General features: G+C 36.0%; 22 protein-coding genes. 20 read left to right on the plus strand and 2 right to left on the minus strand.

Annotated features, from left to right (window positions below; translation table 11 throughout):
- Window positions 1–18: 18 nt before the first annotated feature.
- From LDK52_RS17965 to LDK52_RS17980, 4 genes are all read left to right on the plus strand, one after another.
- Window positions 19–1,323, plus strand: coding sequence for a D-serine ammonia-lyase (locus LDK52_RS17965; protein WP_277587296.1), 1,305 nt, complete (start codon window positions 19–21; stop codon window positions 1,321–1,323).
- A 195-nt stretch (window positions 1,324–1,518) separates the two neighbouring features.
- Window positions 1,519–2,571 carry a 2,3-butanediol dehydrogenase gene (locus LDK52_RS17970; RefSeq protein ID WP_277587297.1) on the plus strand — a complete coding sequence of 351 codons (1,053 nt, stop codon included), beginning with the start codon at window positions 1,519–1,521 and terminating at the stop codon, window positions 2,569–2,571.
- 172 nt (window positions 2,572–2,743) lie between these two features.
- A complete protein-coding gene (locus LDK52_RS17975; protein WP_277587298.1) occupies window positions 2,744–3,133 on the plus strand; it encodes a GntR family transcriptional regulator in 390 nt (129 codons plus the stop codon).
- On the plus strand, window positions 3,130–4,236 hold the full coding sequence (locus tag LDK52_RS17980; RefSeq protein ID WP_277587299.1) for a DUF1648 domain-containing protein: 1,107 nt from the start codon (window positions 3,130–3,132) through the stop codon (window positions 4,234–4,236). Before LDK52_RS17975 ends, LDK52_RS17980 begins: the two co-directional genes overlap by 4 nt.
- Window positions 4,237–4,429: 193 nt before the next feature.
- Here LDK52_RS17980 and LDK52_RS17985 read toward each other — a convergent pair whose 3' ends face one another.
- Window positions 4,430–4,870 carry a peptidylprolyl isomerase gene (locus LDK52_RS17985; protein WP_277587300.1) on the minus strand — a complete coding sequence of 147 codons (441 nt, stop codon included), beginning with the start codon at window positions 4,868–4,870 and terminating at the stop codon, window positions 4,430–4,432.
- Window positions 4,871–6,153: 1,283 nt separating this feature from the next.
- Between LDK52_RS17985 and LDK52_RS17990 the strand changes: the two genes are divergently transcribed.
- The 16 genes from LDK52_RS17990 (at window position 6,154) to LDK52_RS18065 (ending at window position 22,919) form a co-directional block, all read left to right on the plus strand.
- A complete protein-coding gene (locus LDK52_RS17990) occupies window positions 6,154–7,191 on the plus strand; it encodes an ROK family protein (protein ID WP_277587301.1) in 1,038 nt (345 codons plus the stop codon).
- Window positions 7,188–8,228, plus strand: a complete 1,041-nt coding sequence (locus LDK52_RS17995) for an ABC transporter permease (RefSeq protein WP_277587302.1) — start codon at window positions 7,188–7,190, stop codon at window positions 8,226–8,228. Before LDK52_RS17990 ends, LDK52_RS17995 begins: the two co-directional genes overlap by 4 nt.
- 1 nt (window position 8,229) lies before the next feature.
- Window positions 8,230–9,123 carry an ABC transporter permease gene (locus LDK52_RS18000; RefSeq protein ID WP_277587303.1) on the plus strand — a complete coding sequence of 298 codons (894 nt, stop codon included), beginning with the start codon at window positions 8,230–8,232 and terminating at the stop codon, window positions 9,121–9,123.
- An 11-nt stretch (window positions 9,124–9,134) separates the two neighbouring features.
- Window positions 9,135–10,130, plus strand: coding sequence for an ABC transporter ATP-binding protein (locus tag LDK52_RS18005; RefSeq protein ID WP_277587304.1), 996 nt, complete (start codon window positions 9,135–9,137; stop codon window positions 10,128–10,130).
- Between the two features lie 3 nt (window positions 10,131–10,133).
- Window positions 10,134–11,123: an ABC transporter ATP-binding protein gene (locus tag LDK52_RS18010; RefSeq protein WP_277587305.1), complete on the plus strand. Its 990-nt coding sequence runs from the start codon at window positions 10,134–10,136 to the stop codon at window positions 11,121–11,123.
- A gap of 47 nt (window positions 11,124–11,170) precedes the next feature.
- Complete coding sequence (locus tag LDK52_RS18015) at window positions 11,171–12,922, plus strand: ABC transporter substrate-binding protein (RefSeq protein ID WP_277587306.1); 1,752 nt, start codon at window positions 11,171–11,173, stop codon at window positions 12,920–12,922.
- A gap of 63 nt (window positions 12,923–12,985) precedes the next feature.
- Entirely contained in the window at window positions 12,986–14,983 is a 1,998-nt protein-coding gene (locus tag LDK52_RS18020) for a family 20 glycosylhydrolase (protein ID WP_277587307.1), read from the plus strand.
- Between the two features lie 15 nt (window positions 14,984–14,998).
- The gene (locus LDK52_RS18025; protein WP_277587308.1) at window positions 14,999–17,008 is read left to right on the plus strand and encodes a family 20 glycosylhydrolase; all 2,010 of its coding nucleotides are present in this window, start codon (window positions 14,999–15,001) and stop codon (window positions 17,006–17,008) included.
- 258 nt (window positions 17,009–17,266) lie between these two features.
- Window positions 17,267–17,692, plus strand: a complete 426-nt coding sequence (locus LDK52_RS18030) for a MarR family winged helix-turn-helix transcriptional regulator (protein ID WP_277587309.1) — start codon at window positions 17,267–17,269, stop codon at window positions 17,690–17,692.
- A gap of 70 nt (window positions 17,693–17,762) precedes the next feature.
- On the plus strand, window positions 17,763–18,746 hold the full coding sequence (locus LDK52_RS18035) for a ring-cleaving dioxygenase (protein ID WP_277587310.1): 984 nt from the start codon (window positions 17,763–17,765) through the stop codon (window positions 18,744–18,746).
- Window positions 18,747–18,764: 18 nt separating this feature from the next.
- On the plus strand, window positions 18,765–19,367 hold the full coding sequence (locus tag LDK52_RS18040; RefSeq protein ID WP_277587311.1) for an NADPH-dependent FMN reductase: 603 nt from the start codon (window positions 18,765–18,767) through the stop codon (window positions 19,365–19,367).
- A gap of 296 nt (window positions 19,368–19,663) precedes the next feature.
- Window positions 19,664–19,822, plus strand: a complete 159-nt coding sequence (locus LDK52_RS18045) for a VOC family protein (RefSeq protein WP_407081834.1) — start codon at window positions 19,664–19,666, stop codon at window positions 19,820–19,822.
- A 144-nt stretch (window positions 19,823–19,966) separates the two neighbouring features.
- Window positions 19,967–20,905: a ring-cleaving dioxygenase gene (locus LDK52_RS18050; RefSeq protein ID WP_277587313.1), complete on the plus strand. Its 939-nt coding sequence runs from the start codon at window positions 19,967–19,969 to the stop codon at window positions 20,903–20,905.
- A 17-nt stretch (window positions 20,906–20,922) separates the two neighbouring features.
- Window positions 20,923–21,528 carry a flavin reductase family protein gene (locus LDK52_RS18055; RefSeq protein ID WP_277587314.1) on the plus strand — a complete coding sequence of 202 codons (606 nt, stop codon included), beginning with the start codon at window positions 20,923–20,925 and terminating at the stop codon, window positions 21,526–21,528.
- 67 nt (window positions 21,529–21,595) lie between these two features.
- Complete coding sequence (locus LDK52_RS18060; protein WP_277587318.1) at window positions 21,596–22,210, plus strand: alpha/beta hydrolase; 615 nt, start codon at window positions 21,596–21,598, stop codon at window positions 22,208–22,210.
- A gap of 316 nt (window positions 22,211–22,526) precedes the next feature.
- Window positions 22,527–22,919, plus strand: a complete 393-nt coding sequence (locus LDK52_RS18065; protein ID WP_277587315.1) for a hypothetical protein — start codon at window positions 22,527–22,529, stop codon at window positions 22,917–22,919.
- Between the two features lie 18 nt (window positions 22,920–22,937).
- On the opposite strand, the gene LDK52_RS18070 is transcribed toward LDK52_RS18065, so the two are convergent.
- Window positions 22,938–23,185 (minus strand): transposase (locus LDK52_RS18070; RefSeq protein WP_277587316.1); only part of this gene is annotated, 248 nt, incomplete at its 5' end.

Genomic DNA, 23,185 nt, shown 5'->3' on the forward strand with positions numbered 1-23,185 from the left:
TAGAAAGGGCTTACATGAATGGACAAACAGCAATTAGAAATGAGATTTCCCTTAATCTCCAACATGCAAAACAAAGAAGAAATAATATGGTTTAATCCAAATAAAATAAATTCAAAAGATGCATTAAAAAACGTATCTGTTACAGCCGAAATGGTCCAAGAAGCAAGCGATCGTCTAGATCGCTTTGCATCCTATTTATCTATTGCTTTCCCAGAGACGGCACAAGCAAAAGGTATTATTGAGTCGCCACTTGTGAAAATACCAACGATGGAATCCGCTTTAAAGGAATTTTTTCAAACAGATTTTAATGGTGAATTGCTATTAAAATGTGATAATGCTTTACCAATCTCGGGATCTATAAAAGCCCGTGGTGGAATTTATGAGGTACTCAAAATTGCAGAGCAGCTTGCGATACGAGAGGGCTTATTGAAAGAAACAGATGATTATGCAATACTCTCGACAGATGATTTCAGACAATTTTTTTCTGCCTATTCAGTTGCAGTGGGTTCGACTGGGAATCTAGGGTTAAGCATTGGGATAATTAGTGCGAAGTTTGGATTTCAAGTAACTGTCCATATGTCTAGCGATGCCAAGCAATGGAAAAAAGAGATGCTTCGTTCAAAAGGTGTAACTGTCGTTGAGTATGAAGATGACTATAGTATTGCGGTAATGGAAGGCAGGAAACAAGCGGTAGAGGATTCCACATGCTTTTTTATCGACGACGAAAATTCTGTTGATTTATTTGTCGGGTATGCTGTTGCAGCAAGTAGGTTAAAAGCTCAATTAGAACAAATGCAAATCATTGTTGATGCCCAACACCCATTGTTTGTCTATTTACCTTGCGGAGTAGGTGGTGGACCAGGAGGAGTTGCATTCGGACTAAAGTTAATATTCGGAGATCATGTGCACTGCTTTTTTGCGGAACCAACTAGCTCACCTTGTATGCTACTTGGGCTAATGACCGGATTGCATGAAAATATTTCAGTAGCTGATATCGGACTTGATAACAAAACGGATGCGGACGGACTTGCTGTGGGTCGACCATCTGGATTTGTTGGGAAAACTCTAGAGCAACTCATAAGTGGAAGCTTCACAATTAATGATAAAACCTTATATGAGCTACTAGGTTTATTGGCAGACACAGAAAATGTTCGATTAGAGCCATCTGCTCTTGCGGGTATGACAGGGCCAATTCATATAACTAAACAAGGAGTTCCCATACAAAATGCTACCCATATTGTTTGGGCAACTGGCGGGGGAATGGTTCCTTCTCAGGAAATGCAGATCTATTATGAAAAAGGCAAACAATACCTTCTGAAATAAATTCCTATCCTACTTAGATTTATAAGTAGGATTTTTACAAAAGAAAGTATATAAAAATGCGGTGTACACTGGGTTCATGGAATTTCATGATGAAATATGTAAGTTCAAAATTTCTCCATATTTTCTTGATATATTGAGTAGGTTTAAATGTTAAAATCAAAGCGTATTACATAATAAAAAAAGGTGGTTATGAAAATGAAAGCAGCATTATGGTATAGCGCAAAAGATATCCGTGTAGAACAAATTCAAGAACCTGTCGCAACATCTGGTCGTGTAAAAATAAAAGTTGAATGGACGGGTATTTGTGGTAGCGATTTACATGAATATGTTGCAGGTCCAATTTTCATTCCGGTTGAACAACCGCATTACGTTAGTAAAGATGTAGCACCAATTGTAATGGGCCATGAGTTTTCTGGTGTCGTTTCTGAAATTGGTGAAGGTGTTACTAAAGTAAATGTTGGTGATAAAGTTGTTGTTGAGCCTATTTTAGCTTGTGGTGAGTGTGAAGCATGTAAAAAAGGTAAATATAATATTTGTAAACATTTAGGATTCCATGGCTTATCTGGTGGTGGCGGTGGTTTCTCAGAATATACAGTAGTGGACGAGCATTGGGTACACAAAATGCCAGAAGGACTTTCTTTAGAGCAGGGAGCATTAGTAGAACCTGCTGCAGTAGCACTTCATGCAGTTCGTTTGAGTAAACTAAAAGCAGGAGATAAAGCTGTTGTATTCGGTGTTGGTCCTATCGGTTTACTTGTAATTGAAGCATTAAAAGCAGCGGGAGCTTCAGAAATCTATGCAGTAGAACTTTCAAAAGAGCGTGGTGTGAAAGCGTTAGAGTTAGGAGCAAAAGCAGTTATTAATCCAGCTGAGGAGGATGTCGTTGCCCGTATTAAAGAGTTAACAAACGGCGGTGCAGATGTTGCATTTGAAGTAACAGGCGTTCCAGTTGTTTTAAAACAAGCCATTGATTCAACAACATTTGAAGGTGAAACAATTATTGTATCCATTTGGGAAACAGAAGCTTCTTTCCAACCAAATAATATTGTATTATCTGAACGTTCAATTAAGGGAATTATCGCATACCGTGATATCTTCCCTGCAGTTATGGAGCTTATGACACAAGGTTACTTCCAAGCAGAAACATTAGTAACAAAACGCATTACACTAGATGAAATCGTCGCAGAAGGCTTCGAATCACTAGTAAATGACAAAAGCCATATTAAAATATTAGTAAATTCAAAATAATTTACTGGCTTATAAAGGGATGCTCAGTGTAAATACGCACGAGGCCACTGAAAAACGCGCGTTTTTCAGTGGCCTCGTTTCTTTTGCCGGTTTTTTTATTACTGTTTGCTCTACTATGTATAGAACAAATGTGTTATGCTATATATAGAACAAAACTAGGGAGGGCGACTTCGTGTTTATTGAAATAGAATCTAATTCCGATGTCCCCATTTATTTGCAACTGGCCCAGCAACTTATGGAAGGAATAGTACGTGGCGAATTAAAACCAGGTGACTCGCTACCATCTGTTAGAGCATTTGCGAGCGATCTCGGGATGAATATGCATACAGTAAATAAGGCTTATCACTATCTAGAAGAAAAAGAGCTTATACAAATAGTGGCAAAATCAGGTGTTATTATTCAACCGAATGGTGTTCCGAAGGCATCAGAGGAAAAAAAGCAAAAACTAGAAGCACAACTAAGACCATTTGTAACAGAGGGGTTAGTCCTAAAGCTCTCGGAAGAAGAACTAGTAGTCATAGTACGTAAACTTGTGCAAAAAATTGAGGAGGGGAACGAATGATTATTGCGCTCTTTGGGTTTATCCTATTATTCATCACTGTTTTACAAGCATTTATGCCAAAATTTCTAAAGCCCACGGAAGCATTCGGTGTGTATGTTCCAGATAGCCATGCAAAAGACTCATTGGTGGTAAAACTAAAAAATAGGTATACGATGGTTGTGTTAACGCTCGGAATGATTATTTTTGTGGTCTATCTCTGGTGGGCTTTAACACAAAATCCAGCAGAGGAAACATTAGCTTTAGTGAGTGTAGGAGTTCAGTTTACAACTTTGTTTGTGAGCATTGGATATTATTTTATGATGCATCTTCGAATGAAAAGATTAAAAGAAACACAAGAGTGGTTAAGAGGGAAAAGTGAGGTGAGAGTAGTCGATGTAAAGTTTCAGGAAAAACTCAAACTAATACCCCGTGTTATCTTTATCATTCCTATGTTTGTTACTGTAGGTTTGATCATTTATACATTTATGAAATATGATCAAATGCCAGAGATGATTCCTACTCACTGGGGACCTACTGGAGAAGCAGATGCATTTAGCGAAAAAACATATTTCAGTGTAATTGCACTGCCACTAATTTTGTTCGTTATGCAAGGCATGTTCCTATTAATGAGTGAGGGGATGAAGTTCTCTGGAGTTAGGCTTAATCCAACCAATAAAAAAGCTTCTCTTGCGCAGCAACTTGCATTTCGAAAATATACTAGTTTGTTAGCGCTCTTTATCACTATTGGAATAACGCTAATGATGGGATATTTTCACTTACAAACGATTCATCCCGAAATATCCTCTTCTCTTATCATGTGGGCTTTACCCCTAACTTTTTTAGTATTAACATTTGCGGTAGTCGGAGTTTATGCAATAAAGGTGGGGCAAAGTGGATCTCGGCTAAAAGTAGAAGAAAACAGTCCAACTATAGATAACAAGATAGCTGTTGACGAGGACCAATACTGGAAGGGCGGAATGTTTTACATGAACAAAAACGATCCAAGCATTATGGTAGAAAAGAGATTTGGCGTAGGCTGGACACTAAATTTTGCTCATCCTTTAAGCTGGATTGTATTGTTCGTACCCCTTATACTTATATTTGGCATATCATTTTTACTATAAGAAAAAGCAGCTCCCCAATTATATGGGAAGCTGCTTTTTGCTTGTTTCAAGAAAGAGTATGCTTTTTACTAGGTATCTGTCTAGTTTCAGACGCCAGCAGCTCGACCGGTTCAGACTTGTAGAAAAGGCAAAGAGCGCCTTTTATTCAAGTCTTCCAGCGTTTTTCGCTGCAAAGCGGCGTCTTTCACTTTTCTTATTCAGCGTCGAAAACTTCTACTTTTTCCATTTTAGCGCCATTTTTCATAGCTGTTGCTACTTCAAGTCCACTAGTTACTTGACCGAAAACAGTATGAACACCGTCTAAATGTGGTTGAGGTGCGTGTACGATAAAGAATTGGCTAGAACCTGTATCTTTACCAGCGTGGGCCATAGAAAGGCTTCCTGCTTGGTGCTTGTGTGGGTTTCCAGCTGTTTCACATTTAATGTTTTTGCCGCTACCACCCATACCTGTACCAGTTGGGTCTCCACCTTGACTTACGAAACCAGGAATTACACGGTGGAATACTACTCCGTTATAAAATCCGCTGTTTGCTAACTCTTCAAAGTTTGCTACTGTGTTTGGTGCCTCATTTGGGAATAAATCAAATTCAATTTTTTCTCCAGTATCCATTAAAAAATAACCTTTTTTTGTCATTTAAAACACTCCTTTTTCGTATAAATCCTTCACTATTATAGCATGTATGTAGTGCATTTTCCAAAAATCAGTGCAAGAGAATGGGTTAAAGGTTATTCACGAAGAATTAGAACCAACATTATCCCCTCTCGATAAAATTTATACGAATAAATCTACCGCTTTTACTTCTAACTCTTTCAGTACATGGTCATAAATAATGTAAATCCTTTCAACAGTATTCCCTAATCTTTCAGCAATAACTTTTACATATATAGCTCACTATTTAATAATGGGTAGCATTAGTGCGTCTCAAACCATGTAGGTCAAATTAGGAGATCCGTTTTATGGATCACCTTAATTAATACAAGACGAATGTTTTGATAACTGGAAGGTGTCCCTTTTTCACCAATAAAAATAAAGTGTTCTTCTTTGAATTTAATTCCAATTGAACCCAGTTTTCATTACATCATATTTTATATGTTCTTAATTAATCGATTAAAGTGTCATCAATTTTATAATCCGATAACTATTTTGGTTTTTGGAGTACCAGTACCGTAAATATCTCTGTTACTACCGACTGTCAATGTTTTATTTTTTGAAGTCAATATTATTCCAAGTTAGATCTGAAACATTATTCTCTGCATATACCAGTATAGGCCAGAGTAAAAAGAAAAATATTGTCTGTGATTTTATTTTGTTGTTTGGCAGCACCTAAAAGTCTATTTACCTAAAATATAAAGATAACCGAGTTAAAAATATCATATTATTATGGATAGATTTAAACACTCGCTTGTAGGTTGCTACAACTCCAAAATTGATTGCAGATAACGCTCAAAGTGATTACCAATTTAGAAACGAAATTCAATATTCACTTTATAAATGGCTCATCAGAATAAGTCAAAGAAACTCCTTTACTTGGGATAAAATCAATCTCTTTCTTCTCAAATACACGTTACCTTCACCGAGATTTAGGGTGAATATATTTGATTTAAAAAAGGAGATTGGCTACATTTTGTGAATGATTGGTAGGAAGAGCCGTGTGAGTAAATAGCGCAAGTACGGTGGTGTGACGAGGGAGGAACAAAATCTACCATAAGGTAGAGAGGTTCACTTCCACTTGATTAGTGGAAGTTTTTCAGTATCCACTTCTAACTCAGAAACGTTATTAAAAATAAATTGTCGGATAATTCAAAATACTATTGACAGAGTTATTATTGGGCGTTTATAATTAGTTCAAACATTGAACTAATTCATTCAATGCATTTTGTGAGCGCTTTCATATCTTGGGGAAAGGTAAGGATTTTATGAAACGAAATAATGATCGGAAGAAAAATCTAGCGATATTAATAGACTTGTTAAAAAGAGAAGGGCCAATGACTCAAACTATGATTAAGAACTATACAAATTTCCAAGCCTCTACAATATCCTATTTAATAAATGATTTAAGAAAAATTGGGATGGTAAAAAATTTTGGTGAAACAGTTCAAGGAGTTGGACCTGGGAAACCTGGGAGCTTGTTGCACTTAAACAATGATATAGCTCAATTCATTGGAATATACGTGGAAGATAATCAAATAAACTTATATGTCCTCGGATTAAACGGGGAAACTATCGATTTCACTCAGAGTGTTATTCAAAGCCCTACGGAAGTAGAAAATATATTAATTAACATGGTAAAAAACAAAATTGAAAACCATTCAAATATTAAAGGTATTGGAATAGCAATGAAAGCAATGGTTCTTAGAGGGGATAAAATCCGATTTGGACTTCGAGAAGGAATAATGGAACCTTGGGAGCTTGAAGGGCTAGAGAAACGTTTAAAAACGCAGTTTAAAAGTATTCCACTACTTATTGAAAATGACTCCCATTGTACGGCAATACTTTATCAATATTTGCAAAAAAAGGACAAAATGGATTTGTTGCTATACATGTTGAATAAAGTGCCTTTTGGCATTGGGTGTTCAATATTGATAAATGGAAAGTTACATAAGGGTACTAATGGAGCTTCGGGGCAGTACTATTACAAAGGATCAAACTTCACTAACTTAATTCATGAGTCTACAAATAATAACTTAGTCAACTTAGTAAGAGTGTTGATGCCACACATTTCAACTTCTAGTTATTTAATTGATCCACAAAAAGTTGTATTAACAGGGAGTTATTTTAATAACGTATCCCTTAATCAATTGAAGGAAGTTAAAAAGATTATAGAAGAATACAATATGCCTTATGAATTTGAATTCACACAAGGAAATATAGAGCTTGATCCTGGAAAAGGAGCCGCTTTCATTGCGATCAATAATTACATCGAAGATATTATTTCGAAGGTAGGTGCGAGATGAAGATAAATAATACAGTTCTATTTATTATTAAAAGATTACTAAAAATGTTATTTACCATTTGGGTTGTGACCACAATTATATTTTTTTTGATTCGTCTAATGCCTTCAAATCCAGTTGATAGATACGTTGAAGAACAAATGGTTCAATATGGTCTTAGTGCAGAAGAAGCAAGAGCAAAAGCATCTTTTCTATTCTCCATGGATTTAGATAAGTCGATGCTTGAACAATATATAACCTATTTAGGTCAAGTAATTCGGTTAGATTTTGGTGACTCACTTCTCTCTCCGGGAGTGCCCGTTATGGCTATCATTGCAGAACGTCTCCCATGGACATTATTTACAGTAGGCTTCGGTTTACTACTATCATTTATCATTGGTATTAGTGCGGGTGCAATCTTGGCTTATAGAAGAGATAAATGGTATGAACCAGTTGTATCTGGAATAGCCTCATTTTTAAGTTCAATTCCCGATTTTTTGATAGCTATTTTCTTATTAATCCTATTTGGTGTTGTAGCTTGGGGAGGAGGAAATCCAATACTTCCTATTGAGTTGCTCAGAGGAAATTATAGTATGGATGTCACACCAGGATTTAATTTTGCCTTTATCAAAGATGCTATAATGCATGGGTTTTTACCAATTATGACATATACAGTCTCTCAAGTTGGGATTTGGGTACTACTTATGAAAGGGAGCACAATCAGCACACTTTCAGCTGACTATGTAACATTAGCAAAAGTGCGAGGAATTAAACCAAGGCGTATCCTATCGGCTTACGTAGGAAGAAATGCACTACTACCAATCTCTACTGAGTTTGCTATGAGATTAGGATTTATCATCGGTGGATCGTTAATAATTGAACAATTATTTGTCTACCAAGGAATCGGATTAGAGTTACTGAAAGCGACAAGTGGACAAGATTACCCGCTCATGCAAGGAATCTTTTTGATTATGACAATTGCTATAGTAATTAGTAGCTTTTTGGCTGAAATTTTTTATGCAGTTCTAGATCCTAGAATCAAGGCAAAAGAGGGGAATTAATATGGATCAACATGAACAAGTATTTCAAACCATATCTCAATCGAGCAAATGGAAAAAGATTTTACATCAAGTTCGATATGCAATATTTCATGATGTTTCAGGATTTTTAGGTTTTTTAATTCTTAGCGTTATCTTGATACTGACACTTATAGCTCCAGTGGTTTTTCCATTAGATACTGTATCAAATGTGGGTGCAATACTTCAGCCACCTAGTTCACAACATTTGCTTGGTACAGATCATTTGGGTCGTGACATTTGGGCCCAAATTGCAAATGGTGGCAAGGATTTGTTAATTATGGCGATTATTACAGCTACTTTAGGAATCTTTTTGGGAGTAATGTTAGGCGCATTTTCAGCGATTGTTGGAGGCAAATTAGATGAGGTTTTGTTACTGCTAGCGGATGTTTGGTTATCAATTCCGCGCCTTCCTCTCCTAGTAGTATTATCTGCATTTATTACGTTAAATAGTATGATATTTGCCGTGTTATTAGCCATTTTATCCTGGGCTGGTTTATATCGAACAATTCGCTCAGAAGTCTTGTCATTAAAAGAACGTGCATTTATTGAAGTTTCGTTTATGCAAAATCTTTCAACTAGCCATATCGTATTTAAAGAAATAGCACCAAATTTAATAGGGTTTATTGCAATAAACTATACACTATTGATGAAGGCGGCTATTTATGCACAGGTTGGATTAGTATTTTTAGGAATTCTACCTTTGGAACAAAATTGGGGTGTAATGATTAACCAAGCATGGACCCAAGGGGTTATTTACAGTCCTGACTCAATTTTATATATATTGGCTCCCACTATTATGATTTGTTTGTTGATAGTCTCTCTAGTTTGGATTGGCAAATCATTAGAAGACGTATTTAATCCTTCATTACGGAAGTAGGTGGTTGAACAATGAAAAATGAGAAGTTATTAGATATACAAAATTTGTCTGTATCTTTTAAAACAAAAAGAGGGTTTCTAAAAGCAGTAAATAATGCTTCATTAACTATACATGAAAATGAATCGGTGGCTCTCATTGGAGAATCAGGCTGTGGAAAGACGACTTTGTCTACATCGATAGTCGATATTCTTCCACTTGGCGCAATGATTACTGATGGCAAAATCCTGTATAAGGATGTCGATGAGAAGGTACTTAATCTGCTCGAGTTAAAGAAGAGTAAATTAAGAACCCTATTATGGAGCAAAATTGCAATGATGTTTCAAGCATCTCAAAGTTCATTTAACCCGGTTAAAAAGATAAGAATGGATTTTATCGATACGGTTAAAGCTCATAAGCCTAGAATGTCAGAACGAGAAATAATAAAGAGGTCTGAGGAATTATTAAAAATGGTAATGCTGGATGCCAATCTCGTATTAAATTCCTACCCTCACGAATTATCTGGAGGAATGAAACAGCGCGCTTTACTAGCCTTATCTTTATTATTAGAACCTAAATTAATCATTTTGGATGAGCCAACAACTGCTTTAGATCTTTTAACACAAGAAAAGATTGTTGTTTTACTGAATGAACTCAAACAACAGTATGGATTTAGCTATTTATTTATCACTCATGATTTAAGTATTGTTTCTGAACTAGCTGATGTAGTGGTGACGATGTATGCGGGTAGAATAATCGAGAAATCACCTGTAAAGGAGTTTTTCAAGAATACAAAACATCCTTATAGTCTTGGTCTAATAAAAGCAATCCCCAAACTATCATTAGATCATACTGAGTTATTTTCAATACCTGGTTCACCACCTGATTTAGTAGAAGATACAATTGGTTGTCCTTTTGCCCCTCGATGTGATAGAAGACTTAATAGATGTTCACTTGAAATGCCAAATATGATTCCTGCAGATAATCCTCACCATGAATATGCATGTTGGAATCCGAATAATGGAGATTAAACTATGGGAAAATTATTGAAAGTAAACAATTTGTCAATAAAGTTTAGTCAAAAGAGACAAGATAGCGTCACCATTTTGAGAGATATAGAAATCTCTTTAAATCCTGGGAAAACGCTTTGTGTAGTTGGAGAATCTGGTTGTGGTAAAACGACTTTAGGTAGAGTTTTAGCTGGATTACTTCCCTACAGTTCAGGAACGTATCATTTTTTAGAAAGCGAAGTTTCTGAAATGAAAGGTAAAGACAAAATAGACTTCAGAAAGAATGTTCAACTAATCCATCAAAATCCATATGAATCATTAAATCCAACTTCTATGGTTTTTGATATCATTGCAAATCCAATTCGAAAACATAAAGGAATAAAAAATACAACTAAATTATATGCCGAAGTAACTCGATTACTAGAAAATGTTGGTTTAACACCCGTAACTGACTTTGTAGATAAGTATCCATCTCACTTGTCTGGTGGTCAGCGACAACGTGTTTCAATTGCTCGTGTTCTAGCAATGGACCCTAAGTTTATTGTGGTGGATGAAGCTACTAGTATGATTGACACATCATTAAGAATCAGTTTGTTAAAAACGCTGAAAGATATCCAAGAACGAACGAATATTTCCTATTTTTTTATTACGCATGATTTAGCTTTGGGAAGATATTTTGCCCGAGATCAAGAAATGATGGTTATGTATTTAGGTAAAGTGATTGAAAAAGGGAATACGGAAGATTTCATCCACAATCCATTACACCCTTATAGCAAAGCAATCTTATCTGCAGCTGCTGGCAATTCTGGTTTACTTGATGAACCATCTGAGTTTGAGAATTACCAGTTGGGGGGGACAGAGATCCCTTCTTTCAAAAATATCCCTTCAGGATGCCCATTACACCCTAGATGTCCGCAAAAAATTGAGGGTCTTTGTGAGAAACTTGTTCCAAAATTAATTGAAAAAAGCGATGGCCACTCTGTTGCGTGTCACTTACATGATGAACAAAAATAATCTAGTCATATTTTGATAAATACTAGCTACTAAGGAGGAAATAACATATGAAAAGTTCAGTAAGATTTGGAAGAAAAATTTTAACACTACTTGTACTGGTAACCCTCGTTTTACTCGTATCAGCTTGTTCAGATCGTGATGATTCAAGTGAACTAAAAACCCAAAAGGTAACAGAATTTGCAGGGGGATGGCCATATGCAACTGTCCCAACTGGCCACTTTAATATGTTTGTTGCGAATGCAATTGAATTAAAATTTTATCGTGAACTGCATCAATTACCTTTGGCTACATATAAAGCCTCCAGCGATGAATATATGCCGATGTTAGCAGAGAGTTGGGAGTTATCAGATGATAATCAACAAATTAATATAAAACTTCGCGATGATGCTACGTGGCAGACTGGTGAAAAATTCACATCCCAAGATGTATGGACAACTTTTATGACCTACAAGTTAGTTGGAAATCCAGTATGGAATTATATCGAAAATGTTGAAGTGATTAATGATACAGAAGTTTCCTTTAGTATTAAAGAAGAAACGACAATGATTTACCGCTATATTTTAAGAAAACCTATCGTGGATTATAAAACGTATGGCACTTATGCAGATCAAGTCAATGAACTATTGAATGAAGGAAAGGATGAAACTTCAGAAGAGTGGAAAGCGTTAGTTGGGGAATTCAATAACTTTAGACCAGATGTTGTGAATGCTACAGGTCCCTATTATTTAGACCCTTCAAATGTTAGTCAGTCTCACGTTGAATTAATCAAAAACGATAAATCATTTTTAGCAGATACTGTTAATTTTGAAAAAGTTCTGGTTTATAACGGGGATGTTCCGGATTTAACACCATTAGTATTAAATAAAAGAATCGATTACCTCACGCATCAATTCCCTCCAGCATCCATGGAGACGTTTAAAAATGCTGGCTATGGAACGATTGAGTTGCAAGGTGTTGATGGATTGGCGGTATATTTTAACTCGGCGAAAAAACCTTTAGATCAAGTTGAAGTTCGACAAGCCATTGCTCATGTAATAGATCGGGCAAGTGTCGGCGAATTGGCATTACCGGGAATTACTAAAGGTACAGAATATGTTACAGGTCTAGGAGATTTAATGACAGAGACTTGGGTGGATACTTCCAAACTAATTGACTACTCAGTTGACTTTGATAAAGCAACTGAATTATTGCAATCGGCAGGCCTTACCAAGACGAATGGTAAATGGGTTCTAGAAGATGGAACTTCTCTAAAACTTACAATTCAAGCACCATCAACTTGGACAGATGCCGCAACTGCGGCAATGGAAGTTGCTCAACAACTAACGGCTTTTGGTATTGAAACTTCGTTTGATGGCATCGATGCCCTAGTAAGACAAACAAATATCAATGACGGTAATTTCGACCTAGCTTTATCTTTCTTTGGCACTGGACAACCACATCCATTTTTCGCCTATGAAACACCGTTGCTTATGAGTAATTTAAATGCACCAAAAGGAATGGGTTATTCAATGACGCAACAAACAGAAAGTGTAGGACATGTGGATTTAGCAGAATTGTTAAATCAATCTACACAAGGTTGGGATGATGAGAAACAAAAAATGGTTGTTGAAAAAATTGCCTACACAGTAAATGAGACAGTTCCATATTTACCGATTTATTCAAAATGGGCACAAAACATCAGCAGCGAAGGACTTCGAACTGATTGGGGATCAGATGAAGACTTATATCTAAACAGTGCGGGTGATGATAACTTTGCAGTAATCAAAATTCTAACAGGCGAACTAAAACCAATCGAATAAAAATTCAATCGGCTGGGACAGAACTTTCAATCTGTCAGTCCCAGCTTTTTATAAGGAGAAACTATGAATTGTATTCCAGCAATTAAATGGAAAGAAAAAAAGGATGTACATTCTAGATTTAAGGACTTCAATTTAATAACAACACCATCAATAAGAGGAGAATTAATTTGTAAACTTTCCCAGTTTACATTAGATAGTAGTTCTTCAAATCAACTAAAGTTAGAACTCTTGGAAACAATAGCTAATTCCTCGGAAGAGTTTAGCATAAAGGTTGAAAATCAATCGATTAAAATTGAGAGTCCCTCTCTAATTGGCTTACAACATGGTTTAAGCTCACTTAAAATTCTGCTATTTACAGGACAGAACAAAATAAATCATGGAGAAATATATGAGTTTCCTCAATTTAAAAATCGTGGATTATTTCTAGACGTCTCACGTGGAAAAATGCCTACAATTGAGTATCTAAAAAATTTAATCAGTCTGATTTCAGATTTAAAATATAATATTTTACAACTCTATTTTGAAGATAAATTTTTCTTATCCACTGATCCAACTATTGGACAATTAACTGGCTCCTATTCCGAGCGGGAAATTAGAGACCTAGATGCTTGGTGTAAACTCAATAAAATTGATCTACAACCTTGCTTTCAAACATATTCTCACATGCATGGCATTTTAATGCTTCCTGAATATCATCACTTGGCGGAGAATGAAAATTTATTTTCGCTAGCCGCCGGAAATGAGAAAGTTTATGAGTTTATTGATAGGGTTTTTTCACAAACACTCAAGTGGTTCTCGTCAACTTCTTTAAATATTAACATGGATGAAGCATATGATATTGGGACTGGCTATTCTAAGGACGCAGTAGCTGAAAAAGGTAAGGGACAAGTATATTTTGAACATATAGAGGCAGTAGCCGCTATTGCTAGAAAATACGGGGTTCAAAAAATAATTATATGGGGAGATATTGCACTCCGGTATAAAGAACTGTTACAAAATTTGCCGGAAGATATTATCGTATCAGATTGGAATTACAATCCACTGACTAAATTCCCATCCTTAGATATACTTGAAAATTCTCAAATCAATTATTGGGCAGCTGGTGGAGTGAGTAGTTGGAACTCATTATTTCCACGAGTTTATAATACCTATATAAATTTGATTAATTATTCTTCTGAGGCTAAACGGCAAGGGGCACAAGGTTTTCTAGTCACAGATTGGGGCGATTATGGGCATTTTCAACCTTTAGGCTTGAGCCTGTATGGTTACGTAATTGGTGCACAACAGAGCTATCATCCCCAAATAATAGAGCCGAAACTTATAGAAGACCAATCTTGGTCACTTTTATTTCCTGATGAAAAAATAGCTATTGCCTTTCGGTTACTGATGGACTCGAATTTAGCACCTAATGTTCAAACTGATTTCAAATCTATGTCAATTTATTATTTCTTTGATGATCTTTTTGACGGGTTAGCAATGAATGGGAACGAGAGATATCCTTATTTAACGCACGAATCTTTTACTATTCTATATGAAAATGGCTCACAAGCAGAATTATTGCTTGATCAAGTTATTTCAGATTTTGAAGAGATTGAATTGAATTATCCTGATGATGCTTGGAAAGAATTGTTTGGCATTAAATTCATAAAAGAATTAAGGTTTTCAGCAATAATCACAAAATTTACAGGAAATAAAGGCCTTCTGAGTATGAAAATTAAAAATAAGTTTGCACTGGGAAATGTCACAGGTGAAGAAATACTTGAATATATAATAGATGTGAAAAAAATATACAGTGAATTTCTTGCAATTCGTAAAGAGTTTGAGGAAGTGTGGACTTTTCGAGCGAATTGGAAGGGAATTGAAAGTAGTTTATTAATTTTTGATAAAGCTAGTATTCAGTTAGGTGAAGCAGTTCATTGGCTTTCAGACCAATACCGAAGTGTTCAAGTGGGCAACGAATTAGACACCAAGTTCAAAACCTATCTCGTTGGAAAGAAATATAAAATATTATGGACAGCTGATTTCCGTAATATGTGGGAAAGAGCTTATCCTTGGCAGTAAAAAGGAGTAGAAAAAATGAAATATAAATTTTCCCCCCCAGTTAAAAGGCTATCTTTAAAAGATGGCTACTTTAATAGGTCCATTAAGGATGCAAAACCACGCATTTCAGTAGCTTTAAATGATTTAAATATAAAAAATATGCCTAAAGATTTAATACCTGAAGTGGATCATCAACTTAAAGGGTTCCATTATGTTTTAGGTCAAAGCATAATAGAAGATTTTGTAAGTGAATGTGAAGAACAGGCCTTCAAAATAAGTATAGATGAAGACAATATTCATATACAAGGTGCAGATTTAGCCGGTCTAAAATATGGAATGGATACCTTTATACAACTCTTTTATCAAGTTCATGATATGAATTTACCATGTATAGAAATAGAGGACAAACCACAATTAACTAAAAGAGGACTAATGCTAGATCTTTCTCGTGGTAAAGTCTACACACTTGATTATTTAAAAGAAGTTGTGGATATCATAAGTGCCCTTCGAATGAATGTTTTACAACTTTATGTAGAGCACACATTCGAGTTTCAATCACACCCTGTAATTAGTAGAGGTAGTTCTCCATTAACTCCTGAAGATATTAAGGAACTTCAACATTACTGCCATGAAAATCATATAGAGCTACAAGCAAATCTACAATCTTTAGGTCACATGAATCGTATACTCACTCGCAAAGAATATCAGCATCTATCTGAAAGTGAAATGTATTGGTCATTAGACACAACATCAGATGAAACATACAAGTTGTTAGATGACCTCTACAAAGATTATTTACCGTTATTTGACAGTCCGTGGTTAAATGTCTGTTCGGATGAACCCTATGACCTCGGCAAAGGCAAAAGTAAATCGGCTAACAAAGAAGTTGGAGATCTTTACTTGGAACATTTGCTGAAAATTCACAATATTGCCAAAAAATATGGCAAGCGTATCATGCTTTTTGGTGATGTCGTTAAAGAATACCCTGAATATGCCGGCAAAATGCCAGCGGATATTAAATATATTGATTGGATTTATGACCCTAAAGAAATTTATGGAACTCCAAGTTTATTTAACCATTCAGGAATTCCCTATTGGGTAAGTCCTGGTACTGGGAATTGGAATACACTCTTTCCACGTTTTCATGGAAGTCTTACCAATATAGCTAACTTGACATTAGAAGGAATTGCAAATAATGCTGAAGGAATCCTTTTAACTGACTGGAATGACCATGGGGCCTACTCCCAACCTGCTCCGGTTTATTACTCCTATGCATATGCATCCGCAATTGCTTGGTCTGGCTACAAAGTTGAAACAGAACTAATAAGCGAATGGATTGATAATGTATTAAGCTTACAGGGTTACTCTAAAATTATCTTTCATTTAGCTGAAATATATAAAATCCCTCCTATTTGGTCGAAAAATCGAAGTGAATGTGTCATGGCATTATTTGATGAACCGATTATGGGAAAGGCTATCAATGGACAAATTCCGTCCGAGAAAATGAAAGCCTATGATTTAAATCTACCAGAAGGAGTAGAGTATGAGTTTGAAAGACATTCTCAACACCCGCTGCGTCCTTATTTCGCGGTCCCTACTGATGTAACGTTGCAAATTGAGGCAATCTTAGACCAAGTAGCACCGATGATTGAAAAGTTACCAAGTGGAAAAGTGCAACGTCAACTTCAATTTATAGTTTCTGCCTTTCAATTAATAATAGAGAAATTGGAATTAAGTCGAGAAATCATCACTTATTTTGATAGTCGAGAACTTGATTCTGATGACTTTATCCTTTTAGAAGATAAAGTTAGAGTACTAATTAGTCGTTTCACAGACTTACAATTAGAGTATGTAACTCGATGGTTCGAAATATCTCGCAGAGCTGAGATACATATTTCGTTAAGTTATTTTGCTAACATTATATCTCGTTATGTTTACTTACAAGACTGGTTGTCAATTCAAAGAGAAAATATCCAACATACAGGAGTCGATTGGGAATTTTCTACTTATGAAACGGGTGGATACTCTACATTGCCGACCTATTAACCAAAGGAGAGAATAATGATAAACACTCACTTTTATTAACACAGCAATTTAAATCTCAATAACCGTTCCTTTATAAGAAATTAGAAGAGGGGCTGTTCCCAAAGAGTCATCCAAATGACTTTGGGAACAGCCCCTTTATTTATTAAATATTTACTAAAGTGTTGACAGCTAAAATGAATACATGGTATATTTAGTTTGAATTAGAGATACTTTAATTGAAGGTGTCGTAATTAGAGATACATTAGAGGAGTGATACGAATGGAATTAGCAACAGAAAAATTGAATGCCGTTTCCATTATTCTTCGTGCCTCCCAATCGATTCAAGAAGTGATTAGAAAAGATGCAGCTAGAAATGAATTGAATCCTACGGAGTTTGCTGTATTAGAAGTACTCTATCAAAGAGGCGATCAGCCGATTCAAATGATTGGGAAAAAGGTTCTCATTTCAAGTAGTAGTATCACTTATGTGATTGATAAGCTTGAACAAAAGAAGTTTGTTGTTCGTAAAGCATGTCCGGAAGATCGTCGTGTGACTTATGCGAGTCTGACGAGTCTTGGAAAGACACTTATGGATCAAATTTTTCCTAACTATGAGAAGAAGATGGAAGAAATATTTTGTCAGTTAACGGACACGGATATGAAAAAAATGATTGAACTGTTAACAAAAATTGATTGGTATGCTTAAAGTTATATTTTTTTAATAATTAGCTCGTATTCGAGAATCATTAATTCGTTGTAAAAAAGGAGGAAAAGAAATGAACCATTTAAAAGGAATACACCATGTAACAGCGATTACAAGTAGTGCAGAAAAAAACTATGAATTTTTCACCTATGTACTAGGAATGCGTCTAGTAAAGAAAACAGTCAATCAGGATGATATTCAAACGTATCATTTATTCTTCGCAGATGACAAAGGGTCAGCTGGTACAGATATGACATTCTTCGATTTTCCAGGTATTCCAAAAGGAACACATGGAACGAATGAGATTTATAAAACAGCTTTCCGTGTACCGACAGATGCCGCACTGGATTACTGGATGAAACGCTTTGATAAATACGAGGTAAAAAATAATGGTATAAAAGAAGTATTTGGGAAGAAGACTATTTCATTCGTAGACTTCGATGATCAACAATATATGTTGGTTTCTGATGAATTTAATGAGGGTATCGAATCAGGAATACCTTGGCAAAATGGACCAGTGCCATTGGAATTTGCCATTACAGGTTTAGGACCAATTCATATCCGTATCGCTCAATTTGATTATTTTAAAGAAGTATTGGAAAAAGTAATGTTAATGCGTGAAATTGCTCAAGAAGGTTCACTGCATTTATTCGAAGTAGGCGAAGGTGGAAATGGTGCACAAGTAATTGTGGAACATAATATGATCTTGCCAGCTGGTCGACAAGGCTATGGTACAGTTCATCACGCAGCCTTCCGCGTAGAAGATACGAAAGTACTATATGAATGGATTGACCATATGCAAGCATCTGGCTTTGGTACTTCTGGGTATGTGGATCGCTTCTTCTTTGAATCTTTATATGCACGTGTAGCAACAGGCATCCTTTTTGAATGGGCGACAGATGGACCAGGATTTATGGGGGATGAACCTTATGAAAAAGTTGGCGAAATCTTATCATTACCACCATTCCTTGAAGGAAAACGCGAACAGATTGAGGCATCCGTGCGACCGATCAACACAGTACGTAGCACGCTCAACATAGAAAAAGAGTACTTTTAAGGAGGTGAAATAGAAAAAATGGGCTTTTTAAATAAATTATTTGGACAAGAAAAACAACATGAGGAGGAAAAAACAATGACAAAATCAAATATAGGTATTATTTTAGGTTCAACACGTGAGGGACGCGTAAGTCCACAAGTAGGGGCATGGGTAAAAGAATTAGCAGATAAACGTGGGGATGCAAACTACACAATTATCGATATCGCAGATTTCAAATTACCACTTTTAGGTGAAGCAGGCGGAGACGCATCAGGAGCAGCAGCTTGGTCAGCAGCGGTTGCAAAACAAGACGGTTTTGTATTCATCGTTCAAGAATACAATCACTCAATCACTGGAGCACTTAAAAATGCATTAGATTATCTACGTGAAGAGTGGAACAACAAAGCTGCAGGTATCGTATCTTACGGTTCTGTAGGTGGAGCTCGTGCAACAGAACATTTACGTGGAATTCTATCTGAATTACTAGTAGCACATGTACGTGTTCATCCGGCTTTATCATTATTTACAGACTTCGAAAACGGTACAGTCTTCAAACCAGCTGCAGTTCAAGCTGATTCAGTAAACCAAATGTTAGATCAAGTTATCCCTTGGACAACTGCATTAAACACAATACGTAAATAATTTAAACCGATGTAAATTTCTATAAATCACAAAATGTGCAAGAGCATATTTTGTGATTTATATGAATAAATTTTGATCAAAGCGCTATCAAATATATTGAAGGTTTCGCTCAGAATTTATAGTAGAAAGGGAGAGAACTAGATGAACAAGATAGCAGGACATCATCATATTTCCATGATTACGAAAAAAGGACAACAAAACAACATGTTTTATCAAAGGTGTTAGGGCTTCGTAGAGTAAAAAAACGGTCAATCAAGATGATCCTGGAGTGGCACCAGCGTATTGGAGACTTTGGATTGGAAGTGATGAAAATAACAAATCGTTATTATTTTGAGAGTTTATATTTTAGAGAAGAAAACGGTATTTGGTTTGAGTTAGCGATAGACGGACCCGGTTTTACAGTAGATTCTACCATTGAATCTCTGGGTAAAGGGCTAGACCTACCACCATTTTAAGAAGGCAAGCGAGCAGAAATTGAGGCAAAACTAGAGCCGATTGAGTAAGAATCATAGGAAAAAATGAATGTAGTCGACTATACGTGGTTACCGTAAGCTGGTCGATTAGTTATTAAAATTTATCAAATAGAGGAGAAAATAATGATGAAAAAACATAATGGGGGAATTCACCATATTACAGCAATAGTAGGTCATCCACAGGAAAATATTGACTTTTATGCAGGGGTATTGGGTTTACGTTTAGTCAAGCAAACAGTAAACTTTGATGATCCTGGCACATACCATCTATACTTTGGGGATGGTGGAGGAAAACCAGGTACTATTATTACCTTCTTCCCTTGGGCAAATGCTTATCCAGGAAAAATTGGAGACGGTCAAGTTGGAGTTACAACGTATGTGGTGCCTACAGGAGCCCTAGGTTTTTGGGTCAATCGCCTAGCAACATTTGCTATTCCATTTAAAAAAGTAGAACGCTTTGGGGAGCATGTAGTTCAATTTGATGACCCACACGGTCTCCATTTAGAACTTGTTGAACGTGCAGAAGGTGAACAAAACAACTGGACATTTGGTGGTGTAACTCCAGAAGTTGCGATTAAAGGCTTTGGTGGTGTAATACTTTACTCAAGCAGACCAGAAGAAACGGCAAAAACACTAACAGATGTAATGGGGCTAGAGTTGGTTGGAACTGAGGGTGATTATACACGCTTTAAAGCAACCGCCGATATCGGTAATATAATAGATTTAAAAACGATCACTGGCGAACGCGGCTCGATGGGTGTTGGTACTGTTCACCATATAGCATGGCGTGCACAGGATGATGTGGATCATTTGGAATGGCAACAACATGCGATGAATCACGGACAGCAAGTAACAGAGGTAAAAGACCGCAACTACTTTAATGCATTGTATTTCCGTGAGTCAGGGGAAATATTATTTGAAATTGCAACAGACCCTCCAGGATTTGCACATGATGAAACACTGGAAACAATGGGGACACAGTTAATGTTACCTGCACAATATGAACACAACCGTGATCAATTAGTTAATTCGCTTATTCCAATTCAAGTACGTCCAATCGACTAACAGAGGGGTTGAATATATTGATTTCGATTGATCCAAAACAAAATAGTGAACGAGATAATTATAAACTTTTAATTGGTACTATCATTCCAAGACCCATTGCTTTCGTTACCACACAATCGGAGGATGGAATTGTTAATGGGGCACCATTTAGCTATTTCAATATTGTTTCGTCCAACCCGCCCATGGTGTCACTTGCTATTCAAAGACCAAGTGGCCGAGTAAAGGATACTGCTCGTAATATATATGGAAACCAACAATTTGTTGTGCATATTGTGGATAATGAGAATGTAGCGAAAATCAATGAAACAGCAGCCTCATTACCTGCATCAGAAAGTGAAATCGAATTAGCAAATCTAACACTCGTACCAAGTGAAAATGTATCTGTACCTGGTGTTAAGGAAGCAAAAGTTCGAATGGAATGCAGATTAGTACAAGCAATTTCTCTAGGTGGGGAAGAACCTGGTAGTGATTTATTCATTGGAGAAGTAGTCCGGTTTCATATAGATGAAGCAATTTATGAAGACGGGCGTATCGATCCAAGAGGTTTAAACGCTATAAGTCGTTTAGCTGGAACTAGTTATGCAACAATTGGCGAAATCTTTTCAAAGGAAAGACCCAAATAGGGAACAACAATTAAATAGATGATACTAATTATTTCTAAATAGCCATCTTTGAATGGAGAGAATAATTATTATGGAACATATTTTTAAGCATGGAACAAATAGCGAGGGACCAGTCTTATTACTCTTACATGGCACTGGTGGTAATGAACATGACTTACTATCTCTAGCGGATATAGTAGATCCCGAAGATTCCGTACTTAGTGTGCGCGGTAATGTATTAGAAAATGGGATGCCCCGTTTCTTTAAACGCTTAGCAGAAGGTATATTTGATGAAGAGGATCTAATATTCCGTACAAACGAGCTTAATGCTTTTTTAGAAGAAGCTTCAGCGAAGTATGAATTTGATCGCCAAAACAAAGTGGCTATTGGTTATTCAAATGGAGCAAATATAGCAGCAAGCCTTCTATTCCATTTTAAAGATGCACTAAAAGGTGCGATTTTACATCATCCGATGGTACCAAGACGCGGTATAACGCTTCCAGATTTAACAGGAATCCAAGTATTTATTGCAGCAGGAACAAATGATCCGATTTGTCCACAACGAGAATCAGTTGACCTTCAACAACTATTAGAAGATGCAAAGGCAACGGTTGGTGTGAAATGGGTAAATACAGGACATCAGCTCACAATGACAGAAGTGGAAGCTGCAAAACAATGGTATCAACAAGCTTTTAATAATTAATGTCAATGCCGCATTCTTAGCAAGTACAGGGAGTAAATTATTGATAGTTGATAAATAACCCTACATTTGAAGCTTGAAATACTAAAAAACTAATCGGTAACTAAACCGATTAGTTTTTTACATTCTCAATTGTTGTTTGGAAAGGAGAACAGTAAATGAAATTTACTAATCAATCAATCATTGATACTCTATCTAGCAAAAGAACAACGTAATGTATTTCAATTTTATAAATAAAGAATACTTAGTAGGATAATTTTTAATGGACGTTGATGTAGAAAACAATTGGAAAATTTAATCATTGGTGGTGGGAATCTCATTGAAAACTATTCAAAAGATGTATGACCATATAATTTGGTCTAACCAACGTATCCTTGAAACATTACAAAATGGTGCAGATGGAAGTCAAGAGGTAAATCGTTTGTTCTCTCATATCCTATTTGGAGAAAGAATTTGGATAACGAGATTACAAGGATTGGACAGTTCACAATTGCCAGTCTGGGGAGATGTTGATATGGAAATCTGTGCAGAACTTGCTCAGCATAATGAAGAGAGATTTAAGGAGTTTCTGAATAATTTAGTAGATTCTGGCCTGGATAAATTAATATTCTATGGTTTAAATAACGAGCTACCACAATGGATGAGTAGAAGAAAAGGCATCTACTGTTGTGGAGATGCCTTTTTTTCGGTTCTACGTCAAATGTTGGGGTGAAGTAAAATTTCCTTCACCTTAACCAACATGAGTTCCAATCTTTTTATACTTGTGCGTTAGTAATATTTTAGCTCGAAATCTCAAGAAATTTCGATAACCAAATGCGTTTCTTTTAATAACTTTTGTCAAATTATTAATGCCTTCTAAAAAACCATTAGAATAGTTGTAAACAAAGCTATTAAGAATTTCTACTTGCCAATTTTGTAGCGTTTTTATAGCCTTATTGAATTCCGGAATATCCACTTGTTTTACATGCTCATAAAAAG

Origin of the sequence: Psychrobacillus antarcticus (assembly GCF_029533155.1) — a bacterium.
Taxonomy (GTDB): domain Bacteria; phylum Bacillota; class Bacilli; order Bacillales_A; family Planococcaceae; genus Psychrobacillus; species Psychrobacillus antarcticus.